17 protein-coding genes are annotated in these 24,377 nt (G+C 71.3%); 10 read left to right on the forward strand and 7 right to left on the reverse strand.

Features of this window, described 5'->3' with window-relative positions; all coding sequences use genetic code 11:
* Nucleotides 1-96 precede the first annotated feature (96 nt).
* On the reverse strand, nucleotides 97-1,668 hold the full coding sequence (locus tag LCN96_RS05465) for a thiamine pyrophosphate-dependent enzyme (protein WP_225271469.1): 1,572 nt from the start codon (nucleotides 1,666-1,668) through the stop codon (nucleotides 97-99).
* Nucleotides 1,655-1,813: a hypothetical protein gene (locus tag LCN96_RS05470; protein ID WP_225271470.1), complete on the reverse strand. Its 159-nt coding sequence runs from the start codon at nucleotides 1,811-1,813 to the stop codon at nucleotides 1,655-1,657. The genes LCN96_RS05465 and LCN96_RS05470 overlap by 14 nt, the downstream gene beginning before the upstream one ends.
* A 179-nt stretch (nucleotides 1,814-1,992) precedes the next feature.
* Between LCN96_RS05470 and LCN96_RS05475 the strand changes: the two genes are divergently transcribed.
* Nucleotides 1,993-2,760: an IclR family transcriptional regulator domain-containing protein gene (locus LCN96_RS05475; protein WP_225271471.1), complete on the forward strand. Its 768-nt coding sequence runs from the start codon at nucleotides 1,993-1,995 to the stop codon at nucleotides 2,758-2,760.
* A gap of 55 nt (nucleotides 2,761-2,815) precedes the next feature.
* On the opposite strand, the gene LCN96_RS05480 is transcribed toward LCN96_RS05475, so the two are convergent.
* Together LCN96_RS05480 and LCN96_RS05485 are read right to left on the reverse strand one after the other, a co-directional pair.
* Nucleotides 2,816-3,679, reverse strand: a complete 864-nt coding sequence (locus LCN96_RS05480) for a MurR/RpiR family transcriptional regulator (protein ID WP_225271472.1) — start codon at nucleotides 3,677-3,679, stop codon at nucleotides 2,816-2,818.
* Entirely contained in the window at nucleotides 3,676-5,106 is a 1,431-nt protein-coding gene (locus tag LCN96_RS05485) for a glycoside hydrolase family 3 protein (protein ID WP_225271473.1), read from the reverse strand. The genes LCN96_RS05480 and LCN96_RS05485 overlap by 4 nt, the downstream gene beginning before the upstream one ends.
* Nucleotides 5,107-5,193: 87 nt before the next feature.
* Between LCN96_RS05485 and LCN96_RS05490 the strand changes: the two genes are divergently transcribed.
* A complete protein-coding gene (locus tag LCN96_RS05490; RefSeq protein ID WP_225271474.1) occupies nucleotides 5,194-6,723 on the forward strand; it encodes a glycoside hydrolase family 10 protein in 1,530 nt (509 codons plus the stop codon).
* Nucleotides 6,724-6,940: 217 nt separating this feature from the next.
* Here LCN96_RS05490 and LCN96_RS05495 read toward each other — a convergent pair whose 3' ends face one another.
* On the reverse strand, nucleotides 6,941-7,588 hold the full coding sequence (locus LCN96_RS05495; RefSeq protein ID WP_148438653.1) for an FHA domain-containing protein: 648 nt from the start codon (nucleotides 7,586-7,588) through the stop codon (nucleotides 6,941-6,943).
* A 181-nt stretch (nucleotides 7,589-7,769) separates the two neighbouring features.
* Here LCN96_RS05495 and LCN96_RS05500 point away from each other — a divergent pair, with 181 nt between their 5' ends.
* The 5 genes from LCN96_RS05500 (at nucleotide 7,770) to LCN96_RS05520 (ending at nucleotide 17,328) form a co-directional block, all read left to right on the forward strand.
* On the forward strand, nucleotides 7,770-8,891 hold the full coding sequence (locus tag LCN96_RS05500; RefSeq protein ID WP_225271475.1) for a citrate/2-methylcitrate synthase: 1,122 nt from the start codon (nucleotides 7,770-7,772) through the stop codon (nucleotides 8,889-8,891).
* Nucleotides 8,888-9,193, forward strand: coding sequence for a DUF3017 domain-containing protein (locus LCN96_RS05505; RefSeq protein WP_225271476.1), 306 nt, complete (start codon nucleotides 8,888-8,890; stop codon nucleotides 9,191-9,193). The genes LCN96_RS05500 and LCN96_RS05505 overlap by 4 nt, the downstream gene beginning before the upstream one ends.
* A gap of 53 nt (nucleotides 9,194-9,246) precedes the next feature.
* Nucleotides 9,247-10,464 (forward strand): NADP-dependent isocitrate dehydrogenase, encoded by a 1,218-nt coding sequence (locus tag LCN96_RS05510; RefSeq protein WP_225271477.1) that lies wholly within the window; start codon nucleotides 9,247-9,249, stop codon nucleotides 10,462-10,464.
* 245 nt (nucleotides 10,465-10,709) lie between these two features.
* Nucleotides 10,710-16,169, forward strand: coding sequence for an ATP-binding protein (locus LCN96_RS05515; protein ID WP_225271478.1), 5,460 nt, complete (start codon nucleotides 10,710-10,712; stop codon nucleotides 16,167-16,169).
* Nucleotides 16,170-16,299: 130 nt separating this feature from the next.
* Entirely contained in the window at nucleotides 16,300-17,328 is a 1,029-nt protein-coding gene (locus tag LCN96_RS05520) for a polysaccharide deacetylase family protein (protein ID WP_225271479.1), read from the forward strand.
* Here LCN96_RS05520 and LCN96_RS05525 read toward each other — a convergent pair.
* Nucleotides 17,322-18,452 (reverse strand): saccharopine dehydrogenase family protein, encoded by a 1,131-nt coding sequence (locus LCN96_RS05525; RefSeq protein WP_225271480.1) that lies wholly within the window; start codon nucleotides 18,450-18,452, stop codon nucleotides 17,322-17,324. The two genes, LCN96_RS05520 and LCN96_RS05525, sit on opposite strands and share 7 nt — an antisense overlap.
* 152 nt (nucleotides 18,453-18,604) lie before the next feature.
* On the opposite strand from LCN96_RS05525, the gene LCN96_RS05530 reads away from it, so the two are divergent.
* Entirely contained in the window at nucleotides 18,605-20,713 is a 2,109-nt protein-coding gene (locus tag LCN96_RS05530) for a serine/threonine-protein kinase (RefSeq protein WP_225271481.1), read from the forward strand.
* Between the two features lie 58 nt (nucleotides 20,714-20,771).
* Nucleotides 20,772-21,758: a malate dehydrogenase gene (locus LCN96_RS05535; RefSeq protein WP_225271482.1), complete on the forward strand. Its 987-nt coding sequence runs from the start codon at nucleotides 20,772-20,774 to the stop codon at nucleotides 21,756-21,758.
* A gap of 268 nt (nucleotides 21,759-22,026) precedes the next feature.
* On the opposite strand, the gene galE is transcribed toward LCN96_RS05535, so the two are convergent.
* A complete protein-coding gene (galE, locus tag LCN96_RS05540) occupies nucleotides 22,027-22,974 on the reverse strand; it encodes a UDP-glucose 4-epimerase GalE (RefSeq protein WP_225271483.1) in 948 nt (315 codons plus the stop codon).
* 86 nt (nucleotides 22,975-23,060) lie between these two features.
* Here galE and LCN96_RS05545 point away from each other — a divergent pair, with 86 nt between their 5' ends.
* The gene (locus LCN96_RS05545; protein ID WP_225271484.1) at nucleotides 23,061-24,374 is read left to right on the forward strand and encodes a hemolysin family protein; all 1,314 of its coding nucleotides are present in this window, start codon (nucleotides 23,061-23,063) and stop codon (nucleotides 24,372-24,374) included.
* Nucleotides 24,375-24,377 lie beyond the last annotated feature (3 nt).

The following is a 24,377-nucleotide window of genomic DNA, read 5'->3' on the forward strand; positions in this document are numbered from 1 at the left end:
GAAAGCACTCTACGGAGGACGCCGAGCGCCGCCTCGGGTGACCGAAAGGACCCTACGGAAGGTCGCCGAAACGCCCGGCGGGTGAGCGAGGTGACGCTACGGGGTCACGACCACGTCCAGCAACAGGGGAGTCTCGCGGGTGGCGAGCGTGGGCAGCACCTCGTCCAGCGCCCCGGTCAGGTCGTCGTAGGTCTCGATCCGCTGCGCGGGGCAGCCGAGTGACCTGGCCAGGGCGCCCATGTCCACCTCGGTGAAGGCCGGCCACGGCCCCTTCCCGCCGCCGTGCCGGTCGGCCAACCCGTCCATGACCGCGTAGCGGCCGTTGGCGAGCACCACGAACAAAGCGCCCACCCGGTAGTGGGCGGCGCTCCACAGGGCCTGCACGCCGTACAGCGCGGAGCCGTCACCCACCACGGCGACGACGGGCCGTTCGGGCAGCGCCATCCGCAGGCCCACCGCGGCGGGCAGGCCGAACCCGAGCCCGCCGTTGGCCGCGGAGAGGAAGCCGAGCGAGGTCCTGGCGGGCACGAGCGCGTGCAGGTCCGGACGCGCGGAAGGCGCCTCCTCGATGAAGGCGACGTCGTGCGGCAGCCGTGCGGCCAGCTCCCGCAGCACGTCCGTGTGCCGCAGCGGCCCACCCGCGTACGGCTCGTGGCCGGACACGCGTGACCAGGCCCCACCACGCGCGGCAGCCGGCAGGAGCTCGGCGAGGCGGGCGCAGACGGCCTCGGGGGAGGCCAGGTAGGCCAGGTCGGCGGGGCTGCGATGGGCCACCTCGGGGTCGTCCGTCACCAGCGCGATCGTCGTGCCGGGCGCGGCCAGCGCGCCGGGCTCGTAGAGGTACTGCCGGAACACCGGCGCCCCCACCGCCAGCACCACGTCGTGGGGCCGCAGCCGTTCGCGCAGCGCCGACCGGACGCCGGGCAGCACCCCCGCGTACTGCGGATGGTCCTGCGGGAACCCGGCCCGCCCGCCGAACGACTCCTGGTACACCGCGCAGCCCAGCCGCTCGGCCAGCGCCACGAGCGCGAACCAGCCCGCCCCCACGCCCGCGCCCGCCACGATCGCCGGCCTGCGCGCCCCGGCCAGCAGCTCCACCAGCGGCCCCAGATCGGCGTCCGCCACGGCGGCCGGGCGCAGCAGCCGCACGGGCGCCGCCACGGTCTCGCCGTCGAAGGGCGCCTGCCAGTCGTCCATCGGCACCACGACCAGCGCGGGCCCCCTGGACGTGGCCGCCTCGTGGAAGGCCCGCACCACGGCGCCCGGCACGTCCTGCGGGCGCACCGGCTGGTCGGCGCGCACCGGGTAGTCGCCGGCCAGCCCCGACAGCCGTCCGGCCAGGAACGGCTCCAGCGCCAGGTGCCGCCGGTCCTGCTGGCCGACGAGGATCACCAGCGGCACCCGGTTCTCCCTGGCGGTGGCGATGGCGCTGACGGCGGTGCCCAGCCCGGCCACGCTGTGCAGGAGGGCCAGCGCGGGAGCGTCGCGGCCGATCGCCCACCCGGTCGCCATGCCGACCACCGACCCCTCGTGCAGGGCCAGCACGAACCGCAGGTCGTCCGGCAGCCCGGCGAGCAGCGGCACCTCGGTCGAGCCGGGGTTGGCGAAGACGGTGGTCAGCCCGTAGCGCCGCAGGATGTCGAAGACGGCGTCCCTAACGGTGGTCATGGTGCCCCCTGGCTCGCTGGATCTGCCGGTAGACGTGCCCGCGCTGCTCCAGGAAGCGGGGCAGCGAGCGCGTGGTGAGCTGGTCGCGCCCGGCGGGCAGGTCGATCTTCAGGTCCTCCGCGCGGGCGATCGCCGTCGCGTTCACCGCGATTCCCCACCAGCCCGGCCGGCACGATCAGCGGTCACGAGTGAGACGGCGAGGATCACGAGAGCGCGACGCACGGCTTGCTCCTAGTTGTTCGCGATGCGCACCGGTATTCTCTGATCGAACAACCCCGTATCGCGGAAGCTACGCCATTGCCGGCTCCTGTCAAGGGGATCACCATGGCCGATCACGTCCAGTCGCTGGCTCGCGGGCTCGCGGTGATCCGGGCGTTCAGCGCCGCCGAGCCGGAGCTGACGCTCAGCCAGGTGGCCCGCGCCACCGGGCTCAGCAGGGCGGCGGCCAGGCGGTTCCTGATCACGCTGCACGACCTCGGGTACGTGCGCAACGACGGCCGGCTGTTCTCGCTGGCGCCGCGGGTGCTGGAGCTGGGCTACGCCTACCTGTCCAGCCTGTCGCTGCCGGAGGTGGCCGACCCGCATCTCGAACGGCTGGCGGCCGAGGTGCGCGAGTCGGCGTCGGTGGCGGTGCTCGACGGGGAGGACGTGGTGTACGTGGCGCGGGTGGCCACGGCGCGGATCATGCGGGTGAGCATCAGCATCGGCACCCGGTTCCCCGCGTACTGCACGTCGATGGGGCGGGTGCTGCTGGCCGGGCTGTCCCCGGAGGCGCTGGAGTCGTACCTGTCGCGGGCCGGCCTGCGGCCGCTCACCGACCGCACGATCGTGCTGCCGGCCGACCTGCGGGCGGAGCTGGACGAGGTGCGGGCGCGCGGGTGGGCGATGGTGGACCAGGAGCTGGAGGAGGGGCTGCGCTCGATCGCCGCCCCGATCCGGGACCGGACGGGGCGGACGGTGGCGGCGGTCAACGTCTCCACGCACGCCACCCGGACGAGCCTTCGGCAGGCCGAGCGCGACCTCCTGCCGCCGCTGCTGGCCACGGCGGGCAGGATCGAGGCCGACCTCGCCTCCCTGTCACCCGCCCGCTAGCCGCGGTTGCGGTGGTGGTCGGTGATCAGGCGGGTGGCGCGGACGACCACGTCCGCTAGCCGCGGTTGCGGTAGCGGTCCGTGGCCAGGCGGGTGGCGCGGATGGCCGCGTCCGCCGTGTCGTAGCGCCGCTGCGCCAGCCCGACGAAGATGCAGTCCACGATCAGTAGCTGGCTGATCCGGCTGGCCAGCGCGCCCGGCCGGAACGCGGTCTCGCGCCCCGCCGACACCAGCGTGTGATCCGCCAGTTCGGCCAGCGACGAGCGCGGGTTGTTCGTGATCCCCACGACCAGCGCCCCCGCCTCGGCCGCCGTCCGCGCGGGCACCAGCACGTCGGGCGTCTCGCCCGTGCAGCTGATCGCCACCGCCACGTCCCCGGTCTTCAGCAGTGCCGCGCTGGTCAGCGCGAGATGGGCGTCGCTGAACGGGTGGCTCGACAGGCCGATCCGCAGCAGCTTCTGCGACATGTCGGCCGCCACCAGCCCCGAGGCCGCCACGCCGTACACGTCCACCCGCCGCGCCTCCGAGATCGCGGTCACGACCTCACCGAGCTGGTCGGGGTCGAGCTGGGCGGCGGTGTCTGCCAGCGCGTCCGCCTCGGCCCGCGCCACCTTGGCGATCACGTCGGTGAGCGGGTCGTCGGGGCCGAGGTCGCCGGGCACCAGCCGCTCGGGCTCCTTGGCCACGGCCGCCGCCAGCGCGAAGCGGAGCTGGGAGTACCCGGAGAAGCCGAGCGCCCGCGCCGTCCGCACGACCGTCGCCTCGCTCGTCCCCGACACCGCGCTGAACTCGGTGATCGTGCTGCGCACGACCAGCCCGGGGTCGTCCAGGATGAGGCGTGCGATCGACTGCGCCGCCGGGGTCAGCGAGGGCAGCACGGCGCGTACGGTCGCCACGGGGTTGGCCGGCTCGGCGCTCACGTGAGCAGCCATTCGGCGGCGGCCAGCGCGGAGACCCGGGAGATGCCGTGGGTGGCGACGTGGGTGGCGCCCGGCGGCGGGGCGGGGATGCCGGTGTCCACGATGATCGCGTCGGGCCGGACGGCCAGCGCCTTGGCCACGGTGTCGCGGACCCAGGGGTGGCGGGCGGCGTCGTGCACCACCAGCACGACCGGCCGCTCGTCGAAGGCCGGCAGCTCGCCGTCGGGGCCCAGCCGCACGCTGTCGGTGTTCGGCAGCAGGGCGGCCAGCGCGGCGGTGACGCCGGTCTGCGTGGCGGGGTCCACGGCCTGGTTGAGCCGGGTGTTGATCTCGACGACCAGCGGCCCGCGGTCGAGCGCGGCGGTCCCGGTCGTGGTCAGCGCGGCGCGGGCGGCCCGCAGGCCCACGCCCTCGTCCACGTCGTCGTGCGCCTGGGCCCGCGCCTGGGCCTGCTCGGCGTACCAGCCGGACAGCGCGCGCACCCGGGCGGCGGCCTCCGCCAGCCGCTCCTCCGGCAGCCGGCCGTCGCGGACGGCGCCGACGATCGCGTCGCGCAGCTCGCGCAGCCCGTCCTCGGTGGTCAGGCCGACGCAGATGGCGTCCACCCCGGCGGCGAGCGCGTGCACCGCGATCTCGCCGGGGGTGAACCTGGCGGCCACCGCCCGCATCTCGATCGCGTCGGTGACGAGCATCCCGTCGAACCCGAGCTCGCCCCTGAGGAGCTCGGTCAGGACGGTACGGCTGAGCGTCGCCGGCATCGACGGATCGAGTGCGGGCACGAGCAGGTGGCCGGACATGATCGAGCGCACCCCGGCGCCGATCGCGGCCCTGAACGGCGGCAGGTCGCGCTCGACGAGCAGCTCGCGCGAGGCGTTCACGGTGGGCAGCGCCAGGTGGGAGTCGGTGACGGTGTCGCCGTGGCCGGGGAAGTGCTTGGCGCAGGCCGCCACGCCCGCGCCCTGCACGCCGCGCACGTAGGCGACGGTGTGGCGGGCCACCAGCTCCGGGTCCGGACCGAACGAGCGCACGCCGATGACCGGGTTGGCGGGGTTGGCGTTCACGTCGGCGGAGGGCGCGTAGTCGAGGGTGATGTCGAGGTCGGCGAGCATCCTGCCGATCTGGCGGCCCACCTGCTCGGTGAGCGCCACGTCGTCCACCACGCCCAGCGCCCGGTTACCGGGGAAGGAGCTGCCGGCCCTGACCTCCAGCCGGGTGACCGTGCCGCCCTCCTCGTCGATGGCGACCACGGTGCCGGGATGCTCCGCGCGCAGTTGCCGGACGAGCCGCGCGTTGACGGCGTTGCGGGCGAACAGCACCACGCCGCCGAGACCCTCGCCCAGCGCGCGGCGCAGCCAGTCGGGGGCGGAGGTCCCCTCGAACCCCGGATGCAGCACCGTCATCGCCAGTCTGTACAGGTCACCGCTCATCGGCATTTTCCTTCACAGTTGTTGATCTGAAGGTAATTTTCTGTCATCGTCGGCCTCGACACAACCACTTCCGAGAGGCCACCCCCCATGCCCAGCAGAAGGACTCTCCTGAAGGGTCTCGCCCTCGCCGCCGCCGCTTCCGCCGTCCCGCTGCCCGCCTTCGCAGAAGCCGGCTACGTGCCGCCGTTACGGCAGATGCGGGGCATGTGGATCGCTTCCGTGGTCAACATCAACTGGCCGTCCAAGCCGGGCCTGAGCGCCGACGAGCAGAAGGCCGAGTACCTCGCCTGGCTGGACGTGGCCGTCCAGAGGAAGCTCAACTCGGTGTTCGTGCAGATCAGGCCGACGGCCGACGCGTTCTGGCCGTCGCCGTACGAGCCGTGGTCGCAGTACCTGACCGGCACGCAGGGGCAGGACCCCGGCTACGACCCCCTCGGGTTCGCCGTGGCGGAGACGCACAAGCGCGGCCTGGCCTTCCACGCCTGGTTCAACCCCTACCGCGTTTCGATGCAGGCCGACCCGGCCAAGCTGCACCCCGATCACCCCGGTCGGCAGCACCCCGACTGGATCGTGCCGTTCGGTGGCAAGCTCTACTACAACCCGGGCATGCCGGAGGTCCGCAAGTTCTGCCAGGACGCGATGATGGACGCGGTCACCCGCTACGACATCGACGGCCTGCACTTCGACGACTACTTCTACCCGACCAACACCACGGCCTTCGACGACGCCGAGGAGTTCGCCAAGTACGGCGCCGGCTTCCCCGACCTGGCCGCCTGGCGGCGCAACAACGTCGACCTCATGGTGCAGGAGATGCAGCAGCGGGTGCTGGCCGAGAAGCCGGAGATCGCCTGGGGCATCAGCCCGTCCGGCATCTGGCGCAACAAGGCCAGCGACCCGCTCGGCTCCGAGACCAACGGCGGCCAGTCCTACGACAACCTGCACGCCGACACCCGCGGCTGGGTCAAGAAGGGCTGGCTGGACTACATCGCGCCGCAGCTCTACTGGTACATCGGGCAGCCGCCGGCCGACTACTCCAAGCTCGTGCCCTGGTGGTCGGACGTGGCGAGCGGCACGAACACGCTGCTGTGGATCGGGCAGGCCGCGTACAAGGCGGGCGACCCCGCGCAGGCGCCCGAGTGGCAGGTGCCGGGCGAGCTGTCGAGGCATCTGACGCTCAACCGCGAGCACCCCGAGATCGGCGGCGACATCTGGTACAACGCCAACGACGTCAGGGTGGACCGGATCGGCTCCATCTCCACCGCCGTCAACGACCACTACCAGCGGCCCGCGCTCGCGCCCGTGCTGCCGAGGCTGGCGGACGGGCAGCCGCCCAGGCGGCCGGTGCTGGCCTACGCCAAGCGCCGCGCCGGCGGGGTCGAGGTGCGGGCGGTGGCCACCGGCAGGGACGAGCCGTTCCTGTTCGCCATCTTCCGCTTCGACCGGCACGCCGGCTCCGGCGCGTTCGCCGACGCGCGCAACCTCGTCGCGGTGGTGCCCGGTGACCGGCAGGTCACCTGGACCGACCCCGACGGCGGGCGCGGCGACCACTACTACGTGGTGGCGGTGGACCGGGCCAACAGGACGAGCAGGCCGAGCAACGGGTTCCGGGCGATCTGAGGGATGCTGCCCGGGGTGATCTCTTTGGTCTGAGGGCGTGCTGCGCCTGCGCGCGTCGCCGGCCGTTTTCCTGACCGGCGACGAGCCCCGGCGCACGCCCTTTCCTGGACGGTCACCGCTGCTCGATTCCGTGCCGTGCCCGGCATGGTGGGGGCTCAGGGTCCGCAGCTGCCGGAACCCCTCGCCGTAGCCCCGGTCGCGAACTCAGAATCCCTGTCTAGGACGCCCTGCGCCCGGCCGCCGATGGCTGCTCGGCCGAGTTGCCCGACGCGCGCTGTGGCGGGACCACAGGGGTCGGGCGCACCAGACCGAGCGCCACGACCTCGTTGGCCAGCCGGGTGCGCCGGTTGGTGCCCTCGGGGATCCTGAACTTCTGGTAGAGCCGCAGCAGGTGCTGCTTGACCGCGGCCTCCGTCACGACCAGGTCGTCGGCGATCTCGCGAGCGGTCGCCGGAGCGACGAACGCCTCGTCCGACAGCGCCGGCCTGCAGAGCGAGGTCAGCACATCGACCTCGCGCCTGGTCAGCTCGGGCGCGGCCGCTCTGCGCAGCTCGACCTCGGGGGTGAAGTCCTCTCGGGGGACTCCACCGATGCGACCCCGTGCCGCGCCGAACGAGACGACGTCGCCGTCGTCAAGGACCCTCCGGGCGATCGGCCTGCCGTTCACCCGGGTGCCGTTCCTGGACAAGCCCAGGTCCACGACATACAGGTAGGGTCCTCGTCTGACGAACTCGGCATGGAGTCGAGACACGCTGGGGTCGGTGAGCCGGATGTCAACACCCCGGCCCCTTCCGACCGTCGTGATCTCGGGGCGCAACGGGACCACCTCGCCAGTGTCCTCGATGCGTATGAACGGCCCCTCCACGGCAGTTCCTCCCCAGGTAGCCCGCCGTAACTATTACTACAGCTCCGGCTTACCCAACCGAGGGGATGCGGAATCTCCTTTGCCGAAAGGAGAATCCGACGTGAAATTGGTCTGGACCTTTGCGGTCGGTTTTGCCTGCTCACGGGTAGACTTCGGACGAAGATAAGCGGAGGAAACACTCATGGCGGACAAGCCCACGAAAGGTCTGGCCGATGTCGTCGCGGCGTCCACAGCGCTGAGTGACATCGACGGAAAGGCCGGTCGCCTGTTCTACCGTGGATACGACATCCACGACCTGGCCGGCCGCGCAACGTTCGAGGAGACCGCACACCTGCTCCAGCGTGGCAAGCTGCCCACCCGCTCCGAGCTCGACGAGTACGGCGCCGAGCTGGCGCGAGGCCGGGAGCTGGGCGCCCTGGTGTCCGCGAACATCGCCGAGATCGCCGAGAAGCAGAAACCCATGGAGGCGCTGCGCTCGCTGGTCTCCCTGTCGGGCGCCGACGACCCCGACAAGGACTCCATCGCGCCCGACGCCAACCTGCGCAAGGCGGCCAGGCTGGTCGCCCAGCAGCCGCTGCTCGTCGCCCGCTACCACGCCGCCCGCACCGGCTCCGAGGTCCCCGAGCCGGACCCCTCGCTGAGCATCGCCGCGAACTTCCTGCTCCAGGTCACCGGCCGCACGCCCGGCCCGCGCGAGGTCGAGATCTTCGACGAGTGCCTGGTGCTGCACGCCGACCACACGATGAACGCCTCCACCTTCGCCGCCCGCGTGTGCGCCGCGACCCTGTCGGACATGCACTCCGCCATCGTCGCCGCCATCGGCACCCTCAAGGGCCCGCTGCACGGCGGGGCGAACGAGCAGGTCATGAAGACCCTGGAGTCGCTGTCGCCGGGTGGAGTGGCCCAGGCCGTGCGCGACAAGCTCGCCGCCGGCGAGAAGATCATGGGCTTCGGGCACCGCGTCTACAAGACGGAGGACCCGCGGGCCACGCATTTGCGTAGGATGTCGGCCGAGCTGGGTGAGTCCAGCGGCGACGACACGTACTACCGGATGTCCAAGGAGATGGAGGAAGTCGTCTTCGAGACCAAGGGTCTCTACCCCAACGTCGACTTCTACGCCGCCTCGGTCTACCACTACCTGGGCATCCCGACCGACCTGTTCACGCCGGTCTTCTCCATCAGCCGCATGTCCGGCTGGACGGCTCACGTGATCGAGCAGCACGCCGACAACCGGCTGATCCGCCCCGACAGTGAGTACATCGGTGAGACCGACCAGAAGTGGAAGCCACTAGAAGAGCGTTGAGCCACAACGGGACTGAACAGCGCGAGAGCTGGGGGCCGTACCCGCTGATCCTGGCGGGTGCGGCCGTCGGCATGCTCGTGGCCTTCATCGCCGACCCGCGCTGGGGCGGGTTCGTGCTGGGCGCCGTCATCATGGTCGCCGCCGCGCTGCGCTTCGCCGGGTACGGCGGGCAGCTCGCGCTGAGGAGCAAGAAGATCGACGTCATCACGCTGTCCGTCTTCGGATTCGTGCTGGTCCTGACCTCGCTCCTGCTCGACAACAACGAGCTGAAGGCGCTCATCCTGTCCCTTTTCGCACCGTGACCTGGCGGTCCGATAGCCTCAACGCATCCATTCATTGAAGGGGAACCATTCGCATGCCCAAGATCAAGGTGGAGGGCCCCGTCGTCGAGCTTGACGGCGACGAGATGACCCGGATCATCTGGCAGTTCATCAAGGACCAGCTGATCCTTCCCTACCTCGACGTCGACCTGAAGTACTACGACCTCGGCATCGAGCACCGAGACGCCACGGACGACCAGGTCACCATCGACGCCGCGAACGCCATCAAGAAGTACGGCGTCGGTGTGAAGTGCGCCACCATCACCCCGGACGAGGCGCGCGTCGAGGAGTTCGGACTCAAGAAGATGTGGAAGTCCCCCAACGGGACCATCCGCAACATCCTCGGCGGCGTCATCTTCCGCGAGCCGATCATCATGTCGAACGTCCCGCGGCTCGTCCCCGGCTGGACCAAGCCGATCGTCGTCGGCCGTCACGCCTTCGGCGACCAGTACCGCGCGACCGACCTGAAGATCCCCGGTGAGGGCACGCTGACCCTGACGTACACCCCCAAGGACGGCTCCGAGCCGATCGAGCTCGACGTGTACGACTTCCCCGGCAGCGGCATCGCGATGGCGATGTACAACCTGGACGAGTCGATCCGCGACTTCGCCCGCGCCTCGATGCGTTACGGCCTCAACCGCGGCTACCCGGTCTACCTCTCCACGAAGAACACCATCCTCAAGGCGTACGACGGCCGCTTCAAGGACATCTTCGCCGAGGTCTTCGAGACCGAGTTCAAGGAGGAGTTCGACAAGGCCGGTCTGACCTACGAGCACCGCCTCATCGACGACATGGTCGCCGCGGCGCTGAAGTGGGAGGGCGGCTACGTCTGGGCCGCCAAGAACTACGACGGCGACGTCCAGTCCGACACGGTCGCCCAGGGCTTCGGCTCGCTCGGCCTGATGACCTCGGTCCTGATGACCCCCGACGGCCAGACCGTCGAGGCCGAGGCCGCGCACGGCACCGTCACCCGCCACTACCGCCAGCACCAGCAGGGCAACCCCACCTCCACCAACCCGATCGCCTCGATCTTCGCGTGGACGCGTGGCCTGGCCCACCGCGGCAAGCTCGACAACACCCCCGCGGTGACGGACTTCGCCAACACGCTGGAGCAGGTCTGCGTCGAGACCGTCGAGGGCGGTCAGATGACCAAGGACCTCGCGCTCCTCGTCGGCGGCGACGCCAAGTGGCTCACCACTCAGGACTTCCTGGCGGCTCTCGACGAGAACCTCAAGAAGAAGATGTCGGCCTAAGAGCCGCAGAAAACGGCCTCTACCTGCGGTTCCACCGCGTGGTAGAGGTCGTTTCGGTGTCTGCCGCCTGCTCGTACGCGGTCGGCTTTTTGGGGGTTTCCCACAAAACGAGCCCCGCAGCGTGCGCTGTGTACGACATGGGCGTCAGCGGCCGGCAGACGCAAGAGTTGATACTGCACGGGGCTGTCGTGCCGCAGGGCGCGCATCTTGGTCTACAGGGTTGGTCTACAGGAGGGCTCGGTCGGGTGTTCACACGTGTCGCCATCGTCAATCGCGGTGAGGCCGCCATGCGCCTCATCCACGCCGTACGGGACCTCGCCGCCGAGACCGGGACGCGGATGGAGACCGTCGCCCTGTACACCGACGTCGACCGCACGGCCACCTTCGTCCGCGAGGCGGACCTGACCTACGACCTCGGCCCCGCCTCGGCGCGCCCCTACCTCGACCTGAAGGTGCTCGAACGCGCCCTGGTGGAGTCGGGGGCCGACGCCGCGTGGGTCGGGTGGGGCTTCGTCGCCGAGGACCCGGCGTTCGCGGAGCTGTGCGAGCGGATCGGGGTCACCTTCATCGGGCCGGACCCGGAGGCCATGCGCAAGCTCGGCGACAAGATCGGCGCGAAGCTGATCGCCGAGGAGGTCGGCGTGCCGGTCGCGCCGTGGAGCCGCGGCGCGGTCGAGAGCCTCGACGCCGCGCGGGCGGCGGCGGCGCGGATCGGTTACCCGCTGATGCTCAAGGCCACCGCGGGCGGCGGCGGGCGCGGCATCCGCGTGATCAGCGACGAGGCCGAGCTGGACGACGCCTACGAGCGCACCAGCCAGGAGGCCGAGAGGGCGTTCGGCAGCGGTGTGGTGTTCCTGGAGCGGCTGGTCACCGGCGCCAGGCACGTCGAGGTGCAGGTGATCGCCGACGGCCAGGGCACCGCGTGGGCGCTCGGCGTCCGCGACTGCTCGGTGCAGCGGCGCAACCAGAAGGTCATCGAGGAGTCGTCCTCGCCGGTGCTCGCCCCCGAGCAGGCGGCGGAGCTGAAGGCGTCGGCCGAGCGGCTGGCCGTCGCGGTCGGCTACCGCGGCGCCGCCACCGTCGAGTTCCTCTACCACCCGGGCGAGCGCATGTTCGCCTTCCTGGAGGTCAACACCCGCCTGCAGGTCGAGCATCCGATCACCGAGGCCACCACCGGGTTCGACCTGGTCAAGGCGCAGCTGCACGTGGCCTCCGGCGGCCGGTTGGAAGGCCGGCCGCCGGCGGAGCGCGGGCACGCCATCGAAGCCCGGCTGAACGCCGAGGACCCCGACCGCGACTTCGCGCCGTCCCCCGGCCGCATCGCCCGGCTGGACCTGCCCGCCGGGCCGGGCATCCGGGTCGACACCGGCGTCAGCGAGGGCGACACCATCCCGGCCGACTTCGACTCCATGATCGCGAAGATCATCGCGTACGGCCGCGACCGCGAGGAGGCGCTCGGCAGGCTGCGCCGGGCGATGGCCCGCACCTCGGTGATCATCGAGGGCGGCGCCACCAACAAGAGCTTCGTGCTCGACCTGCTCGACCAGCCCGAGGTGATCGACGCCAGCGCCGACACCGGCTGGATCGACCGCGTCCGCGGCGAGGGCAGGCTCGTCTCCCACCGCCACTCCGGCGTCGCGCTGGCCGCCGCCGCGATCGAGGCGTACGAGGAGGAGGAGCGCGCCGAGCGGCAGCGGCTGCTGGCCACGGCGTTCGGCGGGCGCCCGCAGGTGCAGCACAAGAGCAGCCGGCCGCTGGACCTCAAGCTGCGCGGCGCCGGCTACCGCGTGCGCGTGGCGCGGGTCGGCGCGCACCGGTTCCGCGTCGCCGTCGAGGCGGGCGGCGACCTGCGCACCGCCGACGTCGAGCTCGACCGCTTCGACCGCTACACCGGCCAGATCGTCGTGAACGGCAGCCGCCACCGCCTGCTGATCGGCACGCACGGGGCCACCCACCTGATCGAGGTGGACGGCGTGGCGCATCGCGTCAGCCGCGACGAGGGCGGCGTCGTCCGCTCGCCCGCGCCCGCGCTGGTCGTCGCCACGCCGCTGCAGGTCGGCGCCGAGGTCGAGGCCGGCGCTCCGGTCCTGGTGCTGGAGTCCATGAAGATGGAGACGGTGCTGCGGGCGCCGTTCAAGGCCCGGCTGAAGGAGATCGCCGTCTCCGTGGGCAGCCAGGTGGAGACCGGGGCGCCGCTGCTGCGGCTGGAGCCGCTGGCCGACGACGCCGCCTCGGTCGAGGAGGCGGTCGGCTCCGTCGAGCTGGACCTGCCCCCGGCGCCCGGCGAGGTCCCGGCGCGAGAGCGCACCAGGCGGGGCCAGGAGGGCCTGCGCAGCCTGCTGCTGGGCTACGACCTCGACCCGCACGACGAGCGCCGGGTGCTCGACGACTACCTCGCCGCGCGCCGTACGGTCATCGAGGCGGGGCACCGGCCGCTGGCCGAGGAGCTGGAGCTGTTCGAGGTCTTCGCCGACCTGGCGGAGCTGAGCCGCAACCGGCCCGCCGGCGAGGACGGCGGCGACGAGCACGTGCACAGCCCGCGCGAGTTCTTCCACGCCTACCTGCAGAGTCTCGACGTCGAGCGGGCCGGGCTGCCGCAGTCGTTCCAGGCCAAGCTGGCCAAGGCGCTGCGGCACTACGGCGTCACCGAGCTGGAGCGCACCGGCGAGCTGGAAGGCGCCGTGTTCCGGATCTTCCTGGCCCAGCAGCGCGCCTCCGCCGACGCCGCCGTCCTGGCGACGCTGCTGCGCTCCTGGCTGCGGGAGCCGCCGCCGGACGAGGCGCTGCGCGAGCCCGCCGGGCTCGTGCTGGAGCGGCTGCTGGCCGCGACGCAGGTCCGCTTCCCGGTGATCTCCGACCTCGCACGGGGCGTGGTGTTCGCCTGGTTCGGCCAGCCGCTGCTGCGCCGCAACCGCGCCCGCGTCTACGCGGAGGTCCGCAAGCACCTGCGCCACCTCGACGCGCACCCCGGCTCGCCGGACCGCGCCGAGCGCATCGCCGAGATGGTCCGCAGCACCGAGCCGCTCGTGCGCCTGCTCGGCCAGCGCCTGGCCCGCGCCAACCTGGACAACGCGGTCATGCTGGAGGTGCTGACCCGGCGGTACTACGGCAACAAGCCGCTCGTCGCCGTCCGCACCAGCGAGGTCGCGGGCTGCACGTTCGTGGTCGCCGAGCGCGCGGGCTCGTGCGTGGTCTCCGCCGCGGTGAGCTTCGAGGCGCTGGGCGGCGCGCTGCGCGGCCTGGCCCAGCTCGCCGGCGCCCGCCAGGACGTCGTGGACGCCGACATCTACCTCGCCTGGGAAGGCCAGCCCGAGGACTCCGACGCCGCGGCGGCCGCGCTGCACGAGGTGATCGCCGCGCACCCGCTGCCCGACCAGGTACGCAGGATCACCGCCACCGTCGCCGGGCGCGGCGGGGCGGTCATGCACCACCACTTCACCTTCCGGCCGTCGGCCACCGGCATGGCGGAGGAGCGGCTGATCCGCGGCCTGCACCCGTACATCGCCGAGCGCATGCAGCTGCAGCGGCTCAGCAAGTTCGACCTCACCCGGCTCCCGTCCTCGGACGAGGAGGTCTACCTCTTCCAGTGCGTGGCGCGGGAGAACCCGTCCGACGACAGGCTCATCGCCTTCGCGCAGGTCCGCGACCTGACCGAGCTGCGCGAGCACGACGGCAGGCTCGTCGCGCTGCCCACGGCCGAGGACGTCATCGCCGCCTGCGTCGACGCGATCCGCCGCGCCCAGGCCCGCCGGCCGTCGAAGAAGCGGCTCAACACCAACCGGATCGTGATCTACGTCTGGCCGCCCAGCAACCTGACCCGCGCCGAGATCGAGATGCTCGCCCGGCGCGTGCTGCCGACCACGGCGGGGGCCGGGCTGGAGGAGACGCTGTTCATCGCGCGGCAGCGCGACCCGGAGACCGGCGCGCTGACCAAGGTCGCGGTGCGCATCTCCCTCGACGCCACCGGCACGCCCAAGCTGACCATCACCCAGCCGTCCGACGAGCCGATCGAGCCGCTGGACGACTACCGGCAGAAGGTGCTGCGGGCGAGCAGCCGCAACACGGTCTACCCGTACGAGCTGACCGGGGTGCTCGGCGACTTCGTCGAGCACGACCTCGACGACGACCACGTGCTCGTGCCCGTCGACCGGCCCAAGGGCCGCAACTCCGCGGCGCTCGTGGCGGGCGTGGTCAGCACGCGGACCAGGCGCCACCCCGAGGGCATCACCAGGGTCGTGCTGCTCGGCGACCCGACCAAGTCGCTCGGCGCGCTGTCGGAGCCTGAGTGCCGCCGCGTGATCGCCGCGCTGGACCTGGCCGAGCGGATGCGGGTGCCGCTGGAGTGGTACGCGCTGTCGGCCGGCGCCCGGATCTCCATGGAGTCGGGCACCGAGAACATGGACTGGGTGGCCGCGGCGCTCAAGCGCATCGTGGAGTTCACCCAGGACGGCGGCGAGATCAACATCGTCGTCGCGGGCATCAACGTCGGCGCGCAGCCGTACTGGAACGCCGAGGCGACGATGCTCATGCACACCAAGGGCATCCTGGTGATGACGCCCGACTCGGCGATGGTGCTCACCGGCAAGCAGTCGCTGGACTTCTCCGGCGGCGTGTCGGCCGAGGACAACTTCGGCATCGGCGGCTACGACCGCGTGATGGGCCCGAACGGGCAGGCCCAGTACTGGGCGCCGAACCTGGCCGCCGCCCGCGACGTGCTGATGTCGCACTACGACCACACCTACGTCGCCCCCGGCGAGCAGGGGCCGAGACGGGCCAGGACCACCGACCCGGTCGATCGCGACATCTCCGATTTCCCGCACGTCGTGGAGGGCAGCGAGTTCACCACGGTCGGCGAGATCTTCTCCAGCACGGCCAACCCCGACCGCAAGAAGCCGTTCGACATCCGCACGGTGATGCGGGCGCTGTCCGACCAGGACCACCCGGTGCTGGAGCGCTGGGCGGGCATGGCCGACGCGGAGACCGCGGTCGTGCAGGACGTGCATCTCGGCGGCATGCCGGTGTGCCTGCTCGGCATCGAGTCCCGCTCGGTGCCGCGGCGCGGCTTCCCGCCCACCGACGGCCCCGACACCTACACGGCCGGCACGCTGTTCCCCCGGTCGTCGAAGAAGGCCGCGCGGGCGATCAACGCGGCCAGCGGCAACCGGCCGCTGGTGGTGCTGGCGAACCTGTCCGGCTTCGACGGCTCGCCCGAGTCGATGCGCAAGCTGCAGCTGGAGTACGGCGCCGAGATCGGCCGGGCGATCGTGAACTTCCGCGGGCCCATCGTGTTCTGCGTGATCTCGCGGTACCACGGTGGCGCGTTCGTGGTGTTCTCCAAGGCGCTGAACCCGAACATGACCGTGCTGGCGCTGGAGGGCTCGTTCGCCTCGGTGCTCGGTGGCGCCCCGGCCGCCGCGGTCGTGTTCTCCGGCGAGGTCAACGCCAGGACCGCGGCCGATCCGCGCGTACAGGAGCTGGAGGCGCGCGTCGCGGCCGCCGCCGGCGCCGACCGCGCCGCGCTGACCGCCGAGCTGGACGAGCTGCGCGCCTCGGTACGGGCGGAGAAGCTCGGCGAGGTGGCGGCGGAGTTCGACCGGGTGCACAACATCCGGCGCGCGGTCGAGGTCGGCTCCGTGGACGCCGTCATCCGCGCGGCGGAGCTGCGTCCCCGCGTCATCGAGGCCATCGAGGCCCGCCTGAAGTAACACCCCCGCAGGACGAGGGCCGCCTCCGCGCGGCCCTTTTCCATGTCTTGACGCGTACGGCGGCGTGGCGCTGTTGATCACGTGGGTATGAGGCAGCTCAAGACAGTCGTACGCGTTTCGGGGGGTTCGGATGCGACTGAGAATTCTGAGTGGGCTGGGGGCGCTCACCGCCGCCGCGATCCTGTCCGGCTGCGACTCTCAGCCGGACACCGCCAAGCTGGCCGACACCAAGGTGGACGCCGCCGCGAAGCTCAAAGCGAGCAAGGCCGCCAAGGTCAAGAACGCCGCCAAGGTGAAGGCGAACGAGCTGGGGCAGATCCCGGTCCTGATGTTCCACCGGATCGTGCCGAAGCCGCAGACGACGGACGACAGGTCGCCCCAGCAGTTCAGGGCCGACCTGGAACGGCTCGTCCGGGAGGACTACGTGCCGATCACGGCCGCCGAGATGGTGGCCGGCAAGATCGACATCCCGGCGGGCAAGCACCCCGTGGTGCTGACCTTCGACGACTCCTCGCCCTCTCAGCTCACGCTGAACCAGATGGGCGAGCCGCAGAAGGACACCGCGGTCGCGATCATGAAGGAGGTCGCCGCGGCGCACCCGGGCTGGAAGCCCAAGGCCACCTTCTACGTGACGCGCGACATGTTCGGCAAGACCGCGCGCGAGGAGCAGGCGCAGATGCTGCTCTGGCTCAAGGACAACGGCTTCGAGATCGGCAACCACACCAGCGACCACCTCAACCTGCGTGGCCGCTCGCATAAGGAGGTCGAGGAGCAGATCGGCAAGATCGCCGCCCAGATCAACTCCTTGTCCTACACCAAGCCCACCACGATCGCCCTGCCGTACGGCAACCAGCCGAACAAGAAGGACTGGGCGATGCGCGGCAAGCTCTACAACCACCAGGGCGCCTTCCTGGCCGGGTACACGCCGGCGCCGGCGCCCTTCAGCAAGTCCTACGACCCGGCGGGGATCCCGCGGATCAAGGCCATGGAGAAGAAGGGCGACTGCGCGCAGTTCTGCTCGCACGCCTGGCTGGACTGGCTGAAGAAGAACCCGGACATGCGCTACACCTCGGACGGGGACGTGAGCACGGTGGCCTATCCCAAGTACAAGGCCCCGTACCTGCGCAAGTCCTTCAACAGCTGGAGCCTGCCCTATTGATCGAGAACCCTGAAGGAGATCCCCGCGCGGTGCAGGCGGTCGATGAGGGGCTGTCCCATCGCTGAGGCGGTGGTGAGCTGGCCCGCGCGGTCGGGGACGTCGTCGAAGGCCAGGCACAGGGCCGACTCGGCGAGCATCTTGGCGGTCTCGTCGTAGCCCGGGTCGCCGCCCGAGACCTCCGTGACCACGCGCTCGCCGCCGCCCTCGCCCAGGAAGGTGACCTTGAACCAGCTCCTGGCCCGCCGCGCGGGTGACGGGCCTTCGCCGGGCCGGACCCGCCTGCGCATCCAGCGGCGCGCCGGCGGGAGCTGGGCCAGGGCCGCGAAGGCGCCGGCGCCCGCCACCGTGGCCAGGGCCCGGGGCAGGGTGCGGACGGCGTAGTGCTGGCGGTAGGTGAAGTCGGGGCCGTAGCGGTCGAGCAGGCGGGCGGAGTAGCCGACGATGTGCGGGTCGATGCTGGGCATCGGCAGGGCCCAGCCGCCCACGTAACGCAGCCCGCCCGGCAGCGAGCTGACCCTGCGGCCCTTGGGGCTGGGCTCGGCGGAGCGGCGCTGGGTGCCCTGGGCGACGGCCTGGCGGGCGCGGCCCATGATGGTCAGCACGCTGGCCGCCGTGCCGCCTGACGGGCGGCCGTTGACCCGCAGGAAGGCGCTGATCTTGAGCGGCTCGCCCTCGGGGAGCTGGTCGACCGTGTAGAGGACGCCGAGATCGTACGGGATGGAGTCGAAGCCGCAGGCGTGCACCAGCTTGGCGCCGCTCCTGGCGGCGCGCTCGTGGTAGTGCACGTAGACGCGGTCCACGAACTCCTGCTCGCCCGTGAGGTCGAGGTAGTGGGTGCCGGCGTCGGCGCAGGCGGCGACGAGGGGCTCGCCGTGCAGGACGTACGGGCCGACCGTGGTGGCCAGCACGCGCGTCTGGCGGGCGAGCGCCGCGACGGAGGCCGCGTCGGTGGCGTCGGCGGTCAGGACCGGTACGTCGAGCCCGAGGCGCTGCAGCTTGGCCCGGTCGCGGCCGGCCAGGGCCCAGCGGGTGCCGGGGCCGGCGGCCATGGCGAGGTAGGCGGCCGTCAGCGCGCCGGTGAACCCGCTCGCGCCGAACAGCACGATGTCATAGGGGCGATCCATGATCCTGAGGCTTCCCCGAACCGCGTGCGGACGCAAGACGCGGCACGAAAGACACGAAGCCGTGATGTAGCCAAACCGGAACCGATCCCTGCGAAGTTGCTGAGCGTCGTAAAGTTTGCGTCGATGGGGTTCTGTACACGTGGGGATGACGAATGCCGCAAATCTCGCCGCTGGTCGCCGGCGATCCCACCGAGCTGGGGTCCTTCCGGCTGTCCGGGCGGATCGGCGAAGGCGGCCAGGGCATCGTCTACCTGGGCGTCAACGACGAGGGTGAGCGTGCCGCGATCAAGCTGCTGCACGTCAAGTTCAGCGGCGACACCATCGCCAGATCGCGCTTCGCCAGGGAGCTGAAGGCGGCGCAGCGGGTGGCGTCGTTCTGCACCGCCCGGGTGATCGAGGCCGACCTCGACGGCAACACGCCGTACATCGCCAGCGAGTACATCGACGGCCGGCCGCTGCGGGAGGTCGTGGAGAGCGACGGGCCGCTGACCGGCACGGTGCTCGACCGGCTGGCCATCGGCACCGCCACCGCGCTCACCGCGATCCACCACGCCTCGATCGTGCACCGCGACTTCAAGCCCGACAACGTGCTGATCGCCGCCGACGGGCCGCGCGTGGTCGACTTCGGCATCGCCCGCATCATCGACTCCACCGGTACGATCACCAGCCGCGCCATCGGCACCCCCGCCTACATGGCGCCGGAGCAGATCGCCGGCGACGACATCGGGCCCTTCACGGACGTCTTCTCGTGGGGCGCGACCATCGCCTTCGCGGCGACGGGGCAGGTGGCCTTCGAGGGCAAGTCCATCGCGACGGTGCTCAACCGCATCCTCAACCACGAGGTCGACGTCGCCATGCTGCACGAGCCGCTGCGCGGCGTGGTGCGCGAGGCGCTGGCCAAGTCACCGGCCGAGCGGCCGTCGGCCGACCAGATCCTGCTGCGGCTGCTGGGGCAGTCGTCCACGGCGGGGGCCTCGACGGCGGTGCTCGCCAAGGGCGTCGAGGTGGCCAGCGACGACACCATGCCGTTCATCAGGGTGTCGGCGGGGTCGATCACCGACCAGCCGGGCCACAAGGGCTCCGTGGTGCCCCCGTCGAGGACGGGCACGGGTGCCTCCCCGGTGCAGACTCCCAAGACGCCGCTGCAGGCTCCGCACACCGGTGCCTCCCCGGTGCCGTCCGCGCCGACCGGCGCCTCCCCGGTGCGGTCGGCGCCGACCTCCGCCTCCGGGATGGGGCCGCAGGACCCTCAGCACCCCCAGGGGCACTCGGGTGCCATGACAGCGCAGTCGGGGGGTCATGGGCCGACGGTGCCGCCGGAGGGTGGCCACGGGGCCCCGTACCCGATGCCCGAGCAGCACGTCACACCGGTGCGGAGCAGGCGGGCCAAGCTGTGGGTGGCGCTGGCGACCGCGGTCGTGCTGGTCGCCGCCGCGGCGATCGCGCTGGGGCTGAACGGCGGCCTGATGAACCTGACGTTCCTGCCGGGCGCGGACCCGGGAGAGGAGAGGTCGGGCCAGAACCCGTCCACCGCCTTCGCCACGGTGGCCGACAAGGTCGCGCAGACCGGGAAGATCGTGATCGGCGTCAAGGGCGACCTGCCGGGCGTCGCGCTGCAGAACGGCGACACGTTCCAGGGCTTCGACATCGAGATCGCCCAGCGGATCGCGACGGAGCTGGGGGCCGAGCAGACCACGTTCGTCCGGGTCGGCAGGGACGACCGCGCCAGCGCCCTGGCGGAGGGCCGGGTGGACCTGGTGGTGGCCACCTACTCGATCGACAGGAGCGAGACGCAGTTCGCCGGGCCGTACTACCTGGCGCACCAGGACATCCTGGTCCGCGCGGGCGACGACATCGACGAGCTGGGCGACCTGAAGGGCAAGCGGATCTGCGCGCCCAACAGCCCGTCGGTCGGCGCGGTGCAGGACCGGGTGAAGGTCGAGCCGGTCACGACCAGCGACTACGCCGCCTGCATGGACCTGCTCAGGAGCGGCAAGGTCGACGGGGTGCCCGGCGACGACCTGATCCTGGCGGGGTTCGCGGCCAGGGAGAACATGCGCTACAAGATCCTCGGCGCCAAGCTGACCAACGAGCGTTACGGCGTCGGCATCAGGAACGGCGACGTGCGCACCTGCCAGGCGGTGCAGGCCGTGATCGCCGACTTCTACGCCAAGGGTTACGTCGCCCAGCTCCTGACCAGGTACTTCGGCAAGGTGGACTTCGAAGCGGAGCTGAAGGTGCCCGCGATGGAAACCTGCTGATGACGAGCGGGTAACATCCCAGGCGTCAACGAATCTCACTGCGAGTTAGGGGAAGGCCATGGCGTCGTCAGCCACTGTGCCCGTCAAGGTGACCGTCACCGGAGCCGCCGGCCAGATCGGCTACGCATTGCTGTTCCGCATCGCGTCGGGGCAGCTGCTCGGCGCCGACGTGCCGGTCAAGCTCAGCCTGCTGGAGATCCCGCAGGCCGTGAAGGCGGCCGAGGGCACCGCGATGGAGCTGGACGACTGCGCGTTCCCGCTGCTGTCGGGCATCGAGATCACCGACAACCCCGACGTCGCCTTCAACGGCGCCAACGTCGCGCTGCTGGTCGGCGCCATGCCGCGGAAGGCGGGCATGGAGCGCGGCGACCTGCTCGGCGCCAACGGCGGCATCTTCGGCCCGCAGGGCAAGGCCATCAACGACCACGCCGCCGACGACATCAGGGTCCTGGTCGTGGGCAACCCGGCCAACACCAACGCGCTCATCGCCCAGCAGAACGCGCCCGACGTGCCGGCCGACCGCTTCACCGCGATGACCAGGCTCGACCACAACCGCGCGCTGTCCCAGCTGGCCGCCAAGCTCCAGGTCCCGGTCACCGAGATCAGGAACATGACGATCTGGGGCAATCACTCCGCCACGCAGTACCCGGACCTGTTCCACGCCGAGGTGGGCGGCAAGGTCGCGGCCGAGCAGGTCGAGTCCGAGTGGCTGAAGGACACCTTCATCCCGACGGTGGCCAAGCGCGGCGCAGCCATCATCGAGGCCCGCGGCGCCTCCTCGGCCGCCTCCGCCGCCAACGCGGCGATCGACCACGTCTACGACTGGGTCAACGGCACCGACTGGACCTCGGCGGCCGTGGTCTCCGACGGCTCCTACGGCGTGCCCGAGGGCCTCATCTCCTCGTTCCCGGTACGTGCGGCGGGCGGCACGTTCGAGATCATCCAGGGCCTCGAGATCGACGCCTTCTCCCGCGAGCGCATCGACGCCAGCGTGGCGGAGCTGGAGGAGGAGCGCCAGGCCGTCAAGGAGCTGGGCCTCATCTGAGCCGAGCAGACGACGCGCGCCTCCTGGTGGGGGCGCGCGTCTGGCTTTTGCTGACGCGCGTCCGGCTTTTCCTGACGCCTACGGGGGCACCACCTCGGGGCAGGAGGTCGGCTGGGTGGCCGGGGCGGGCTGCGGGGTGGCGAAGATCACGCCCGCCGCCGCCAGAGCGCTGCACACCGCGATGAGGGCACCGAAGATCAGCTTCGTGACCCTTGGTGAAAAGCTCCTCACATTTCGGTATCACAGCACACATTCCCGCTCCGTAGGGTCATTTCCCAGAAAGCGCTCCCCAGGCGTCGGAGACGATGTCGCGCAGCGCCGCCCGCTCGGGCTTCCAGCCCAGCTCGCGCTGGATCCTGGCGGACGAGGCGACCAGCACCGCCGGGTCGCCGGGCCGCCGCTCGCCCACCACGGCGGGGATCTCGTGCCCGGTCACCTCGCGGCAGACCGAGATCACCTCCTGCACGGAGAAGCCGGTGCCGCTGCCCAGGTTGTAGACGCGGTGCTCGCCGGGCGTGATCGCGTCCAGCGCCAGCAGATGGGCCCTGGCCAGGTCGGCGACGTGGATGTAGTCGCGCACGCAGGTGCCGTCGGCCGTGGGGTAGTCGGTGCCGAACACGCTGACCGACTCGCGCTCGCCGGTCGCCACCTTCAGCACGTTCGGGATGAGGTGGGTCTCGACCGCGTGCCGCTCGCGGAAGCGGCCGTAGGCGCCCGCCACGTTGAAGTACCGCAGGCTCACCGCGCCCAGCCCGCGCTGGCTCGCGTACGCGCTCAGCGCGGTGTCCACGGCCAGCTTCGAGGCGCCGTACGGGTTCGTCGGCCGGGTCGGGTCGCCCTCCTCGATCGGCGAGCGCTCCGGCTCCCCGTAGGTGGCCGCCGTCGAGGAGAACACGATCCGGCCCACACCCTTGTCACGCATGGCGTCGAGCAGCCCCAGCGTGCCACCCAGGTTGTTGGCCCAGTACAGGCCCGGCTGCTGCACCGACTCGCCCACCAGTGACTTGGCCGCGAAGTGCAGCACCGCGTCGACGCCGTCGAGGGCCTGCCCGGCCTCGGTGATGTCGGCCCGGACGAAACGCGCGCCGTCCGGCACCGCGTCCTCATGCCCGGTCGACAGGTCGTCGAGTACGGTCACCTCGTGCCCCGCCTCGATGAGCTGCGCAGCCACGACACTGCCGACGTACCCGGCGCCTCCGGTGACCAGTAGCCGCATGTGTACTCCTGTTCGTATATGTTTGATTTTGTCAGGCTTGCCGTTCAGCATACGCGGGAAAGCCGACGAGTACGCTGCCAACCACCATGTTTGACACCGTCGCGGCCAACATCGCCCTGGTCCTGCTGTTCATCTTGATCGGGGGCTTCTTCGCCGCCGCAGAAATCGCCATGGTCTCCCTGCGCGACAGCCAGGTCCGCAAACTCTCCCAGCGGGGCCGGCGCGGTGAGCGCGTGGCCAAGCTGGCCCGAGACCCGAACAGATTCCTGTCCGCCGTCCAGATCGGCGTGACCGTGGCCACCATGCTGTCGGCCGCGTTCGGCGCCGACCGGCTCGCGGCGCAGCTCGTGCCCGTGCTGGAGGGCTGGGGGGTGCCCGCCGCCGTGTCGCCCGTGCTGGCCCTGGTGCTGGTCACGCTGGCCATCTCGTACGTGTCGCTGGTGCTCGGGGAGCTGGCACCCAAGCGGCTGGCGCTGCAGCGGGCCGAGGGGCTGTCGCTGTACGTGGCGCCGTTCCTGGACCGCATCGCCGCCCTGTCGCGCCCGATCATCTGGATGTTGTCCAAGTCCACCGACGGCGTGGTGCGGCTGCTCGGCGGCAACCCCCAGGCCGACAGGGAGGAGGTCACCACCGAGGAGCTGCGCGACATGGTCGTGGGGCACACCGATCTGACGGCCGACGAGCGCAAGCTCATCGCCGAGGTGTTCGCCGCGGGCAAGCGGCAGCTCAGGGAGGTGATGCTGCCGCGCACCGAGGTCGAGTTCATGGAGGCCGACACGCCGCTGACCGAGGCCGCCCGGCTGGCCGCCACGCTCCCGCACTCGCGTTTCCCCGTCTACCGCGACACCTACGACGAGGTCATCGGCTTCGTGCACGTGCGCGACCTGCTGGACCCTGAGCTGATTGGCCGCACCGAGCCGATCAGCGCCGTCGTGCCGATCAGGGCCGCCAAGTTCGTGCCCGCCTCCAAGCGCCTGCTCACGACGCTGAACGAGATGCGCGACGAGGGCCAGCACCTGGCCATCGTGGTGGACGAGTACGGCGGCACGGCCGGCATCGTCACCATGGAGGACCTGGTCGAGGAGCTGATCGGGGACATCAGGGACGAGTACGACGTCGAGGAGGACGTCGTGATCCTGCCCGCCGGCGAGATCGAGATCGACGGCCTGACGAACCTCAACGACTTCGCCACCGAGACCGGCATCCGCCTGCCGGACGGCCCGTACGAGACGCTGGCCGGCTTCGTCATGGCGATGCTGGGGCACGTGCCGGACGCGGGGGAGCGGGTGGAGTTCTCCGGTTTCGAGCTGACGGTCACCGAGCTGGACGGCCGGCGGATCGCCCGGGTGAGAGTGAAACGCCGAGCGGTCGTCGAGTCGCCCCCCGAGCAGGATTCCTGACAC

This window comes from Nonomuraea gerenzanensis (assembly GCF_020215645.1).
In the GTDB taxonomy this organism is placed as follows: domain Bacteria; phylum Actinomycetota; class Actinomycetes; order Streptosporangiales; family Streptosporangiaceae; genus Nonomuraea; species Nonomuraea gerenzanensis.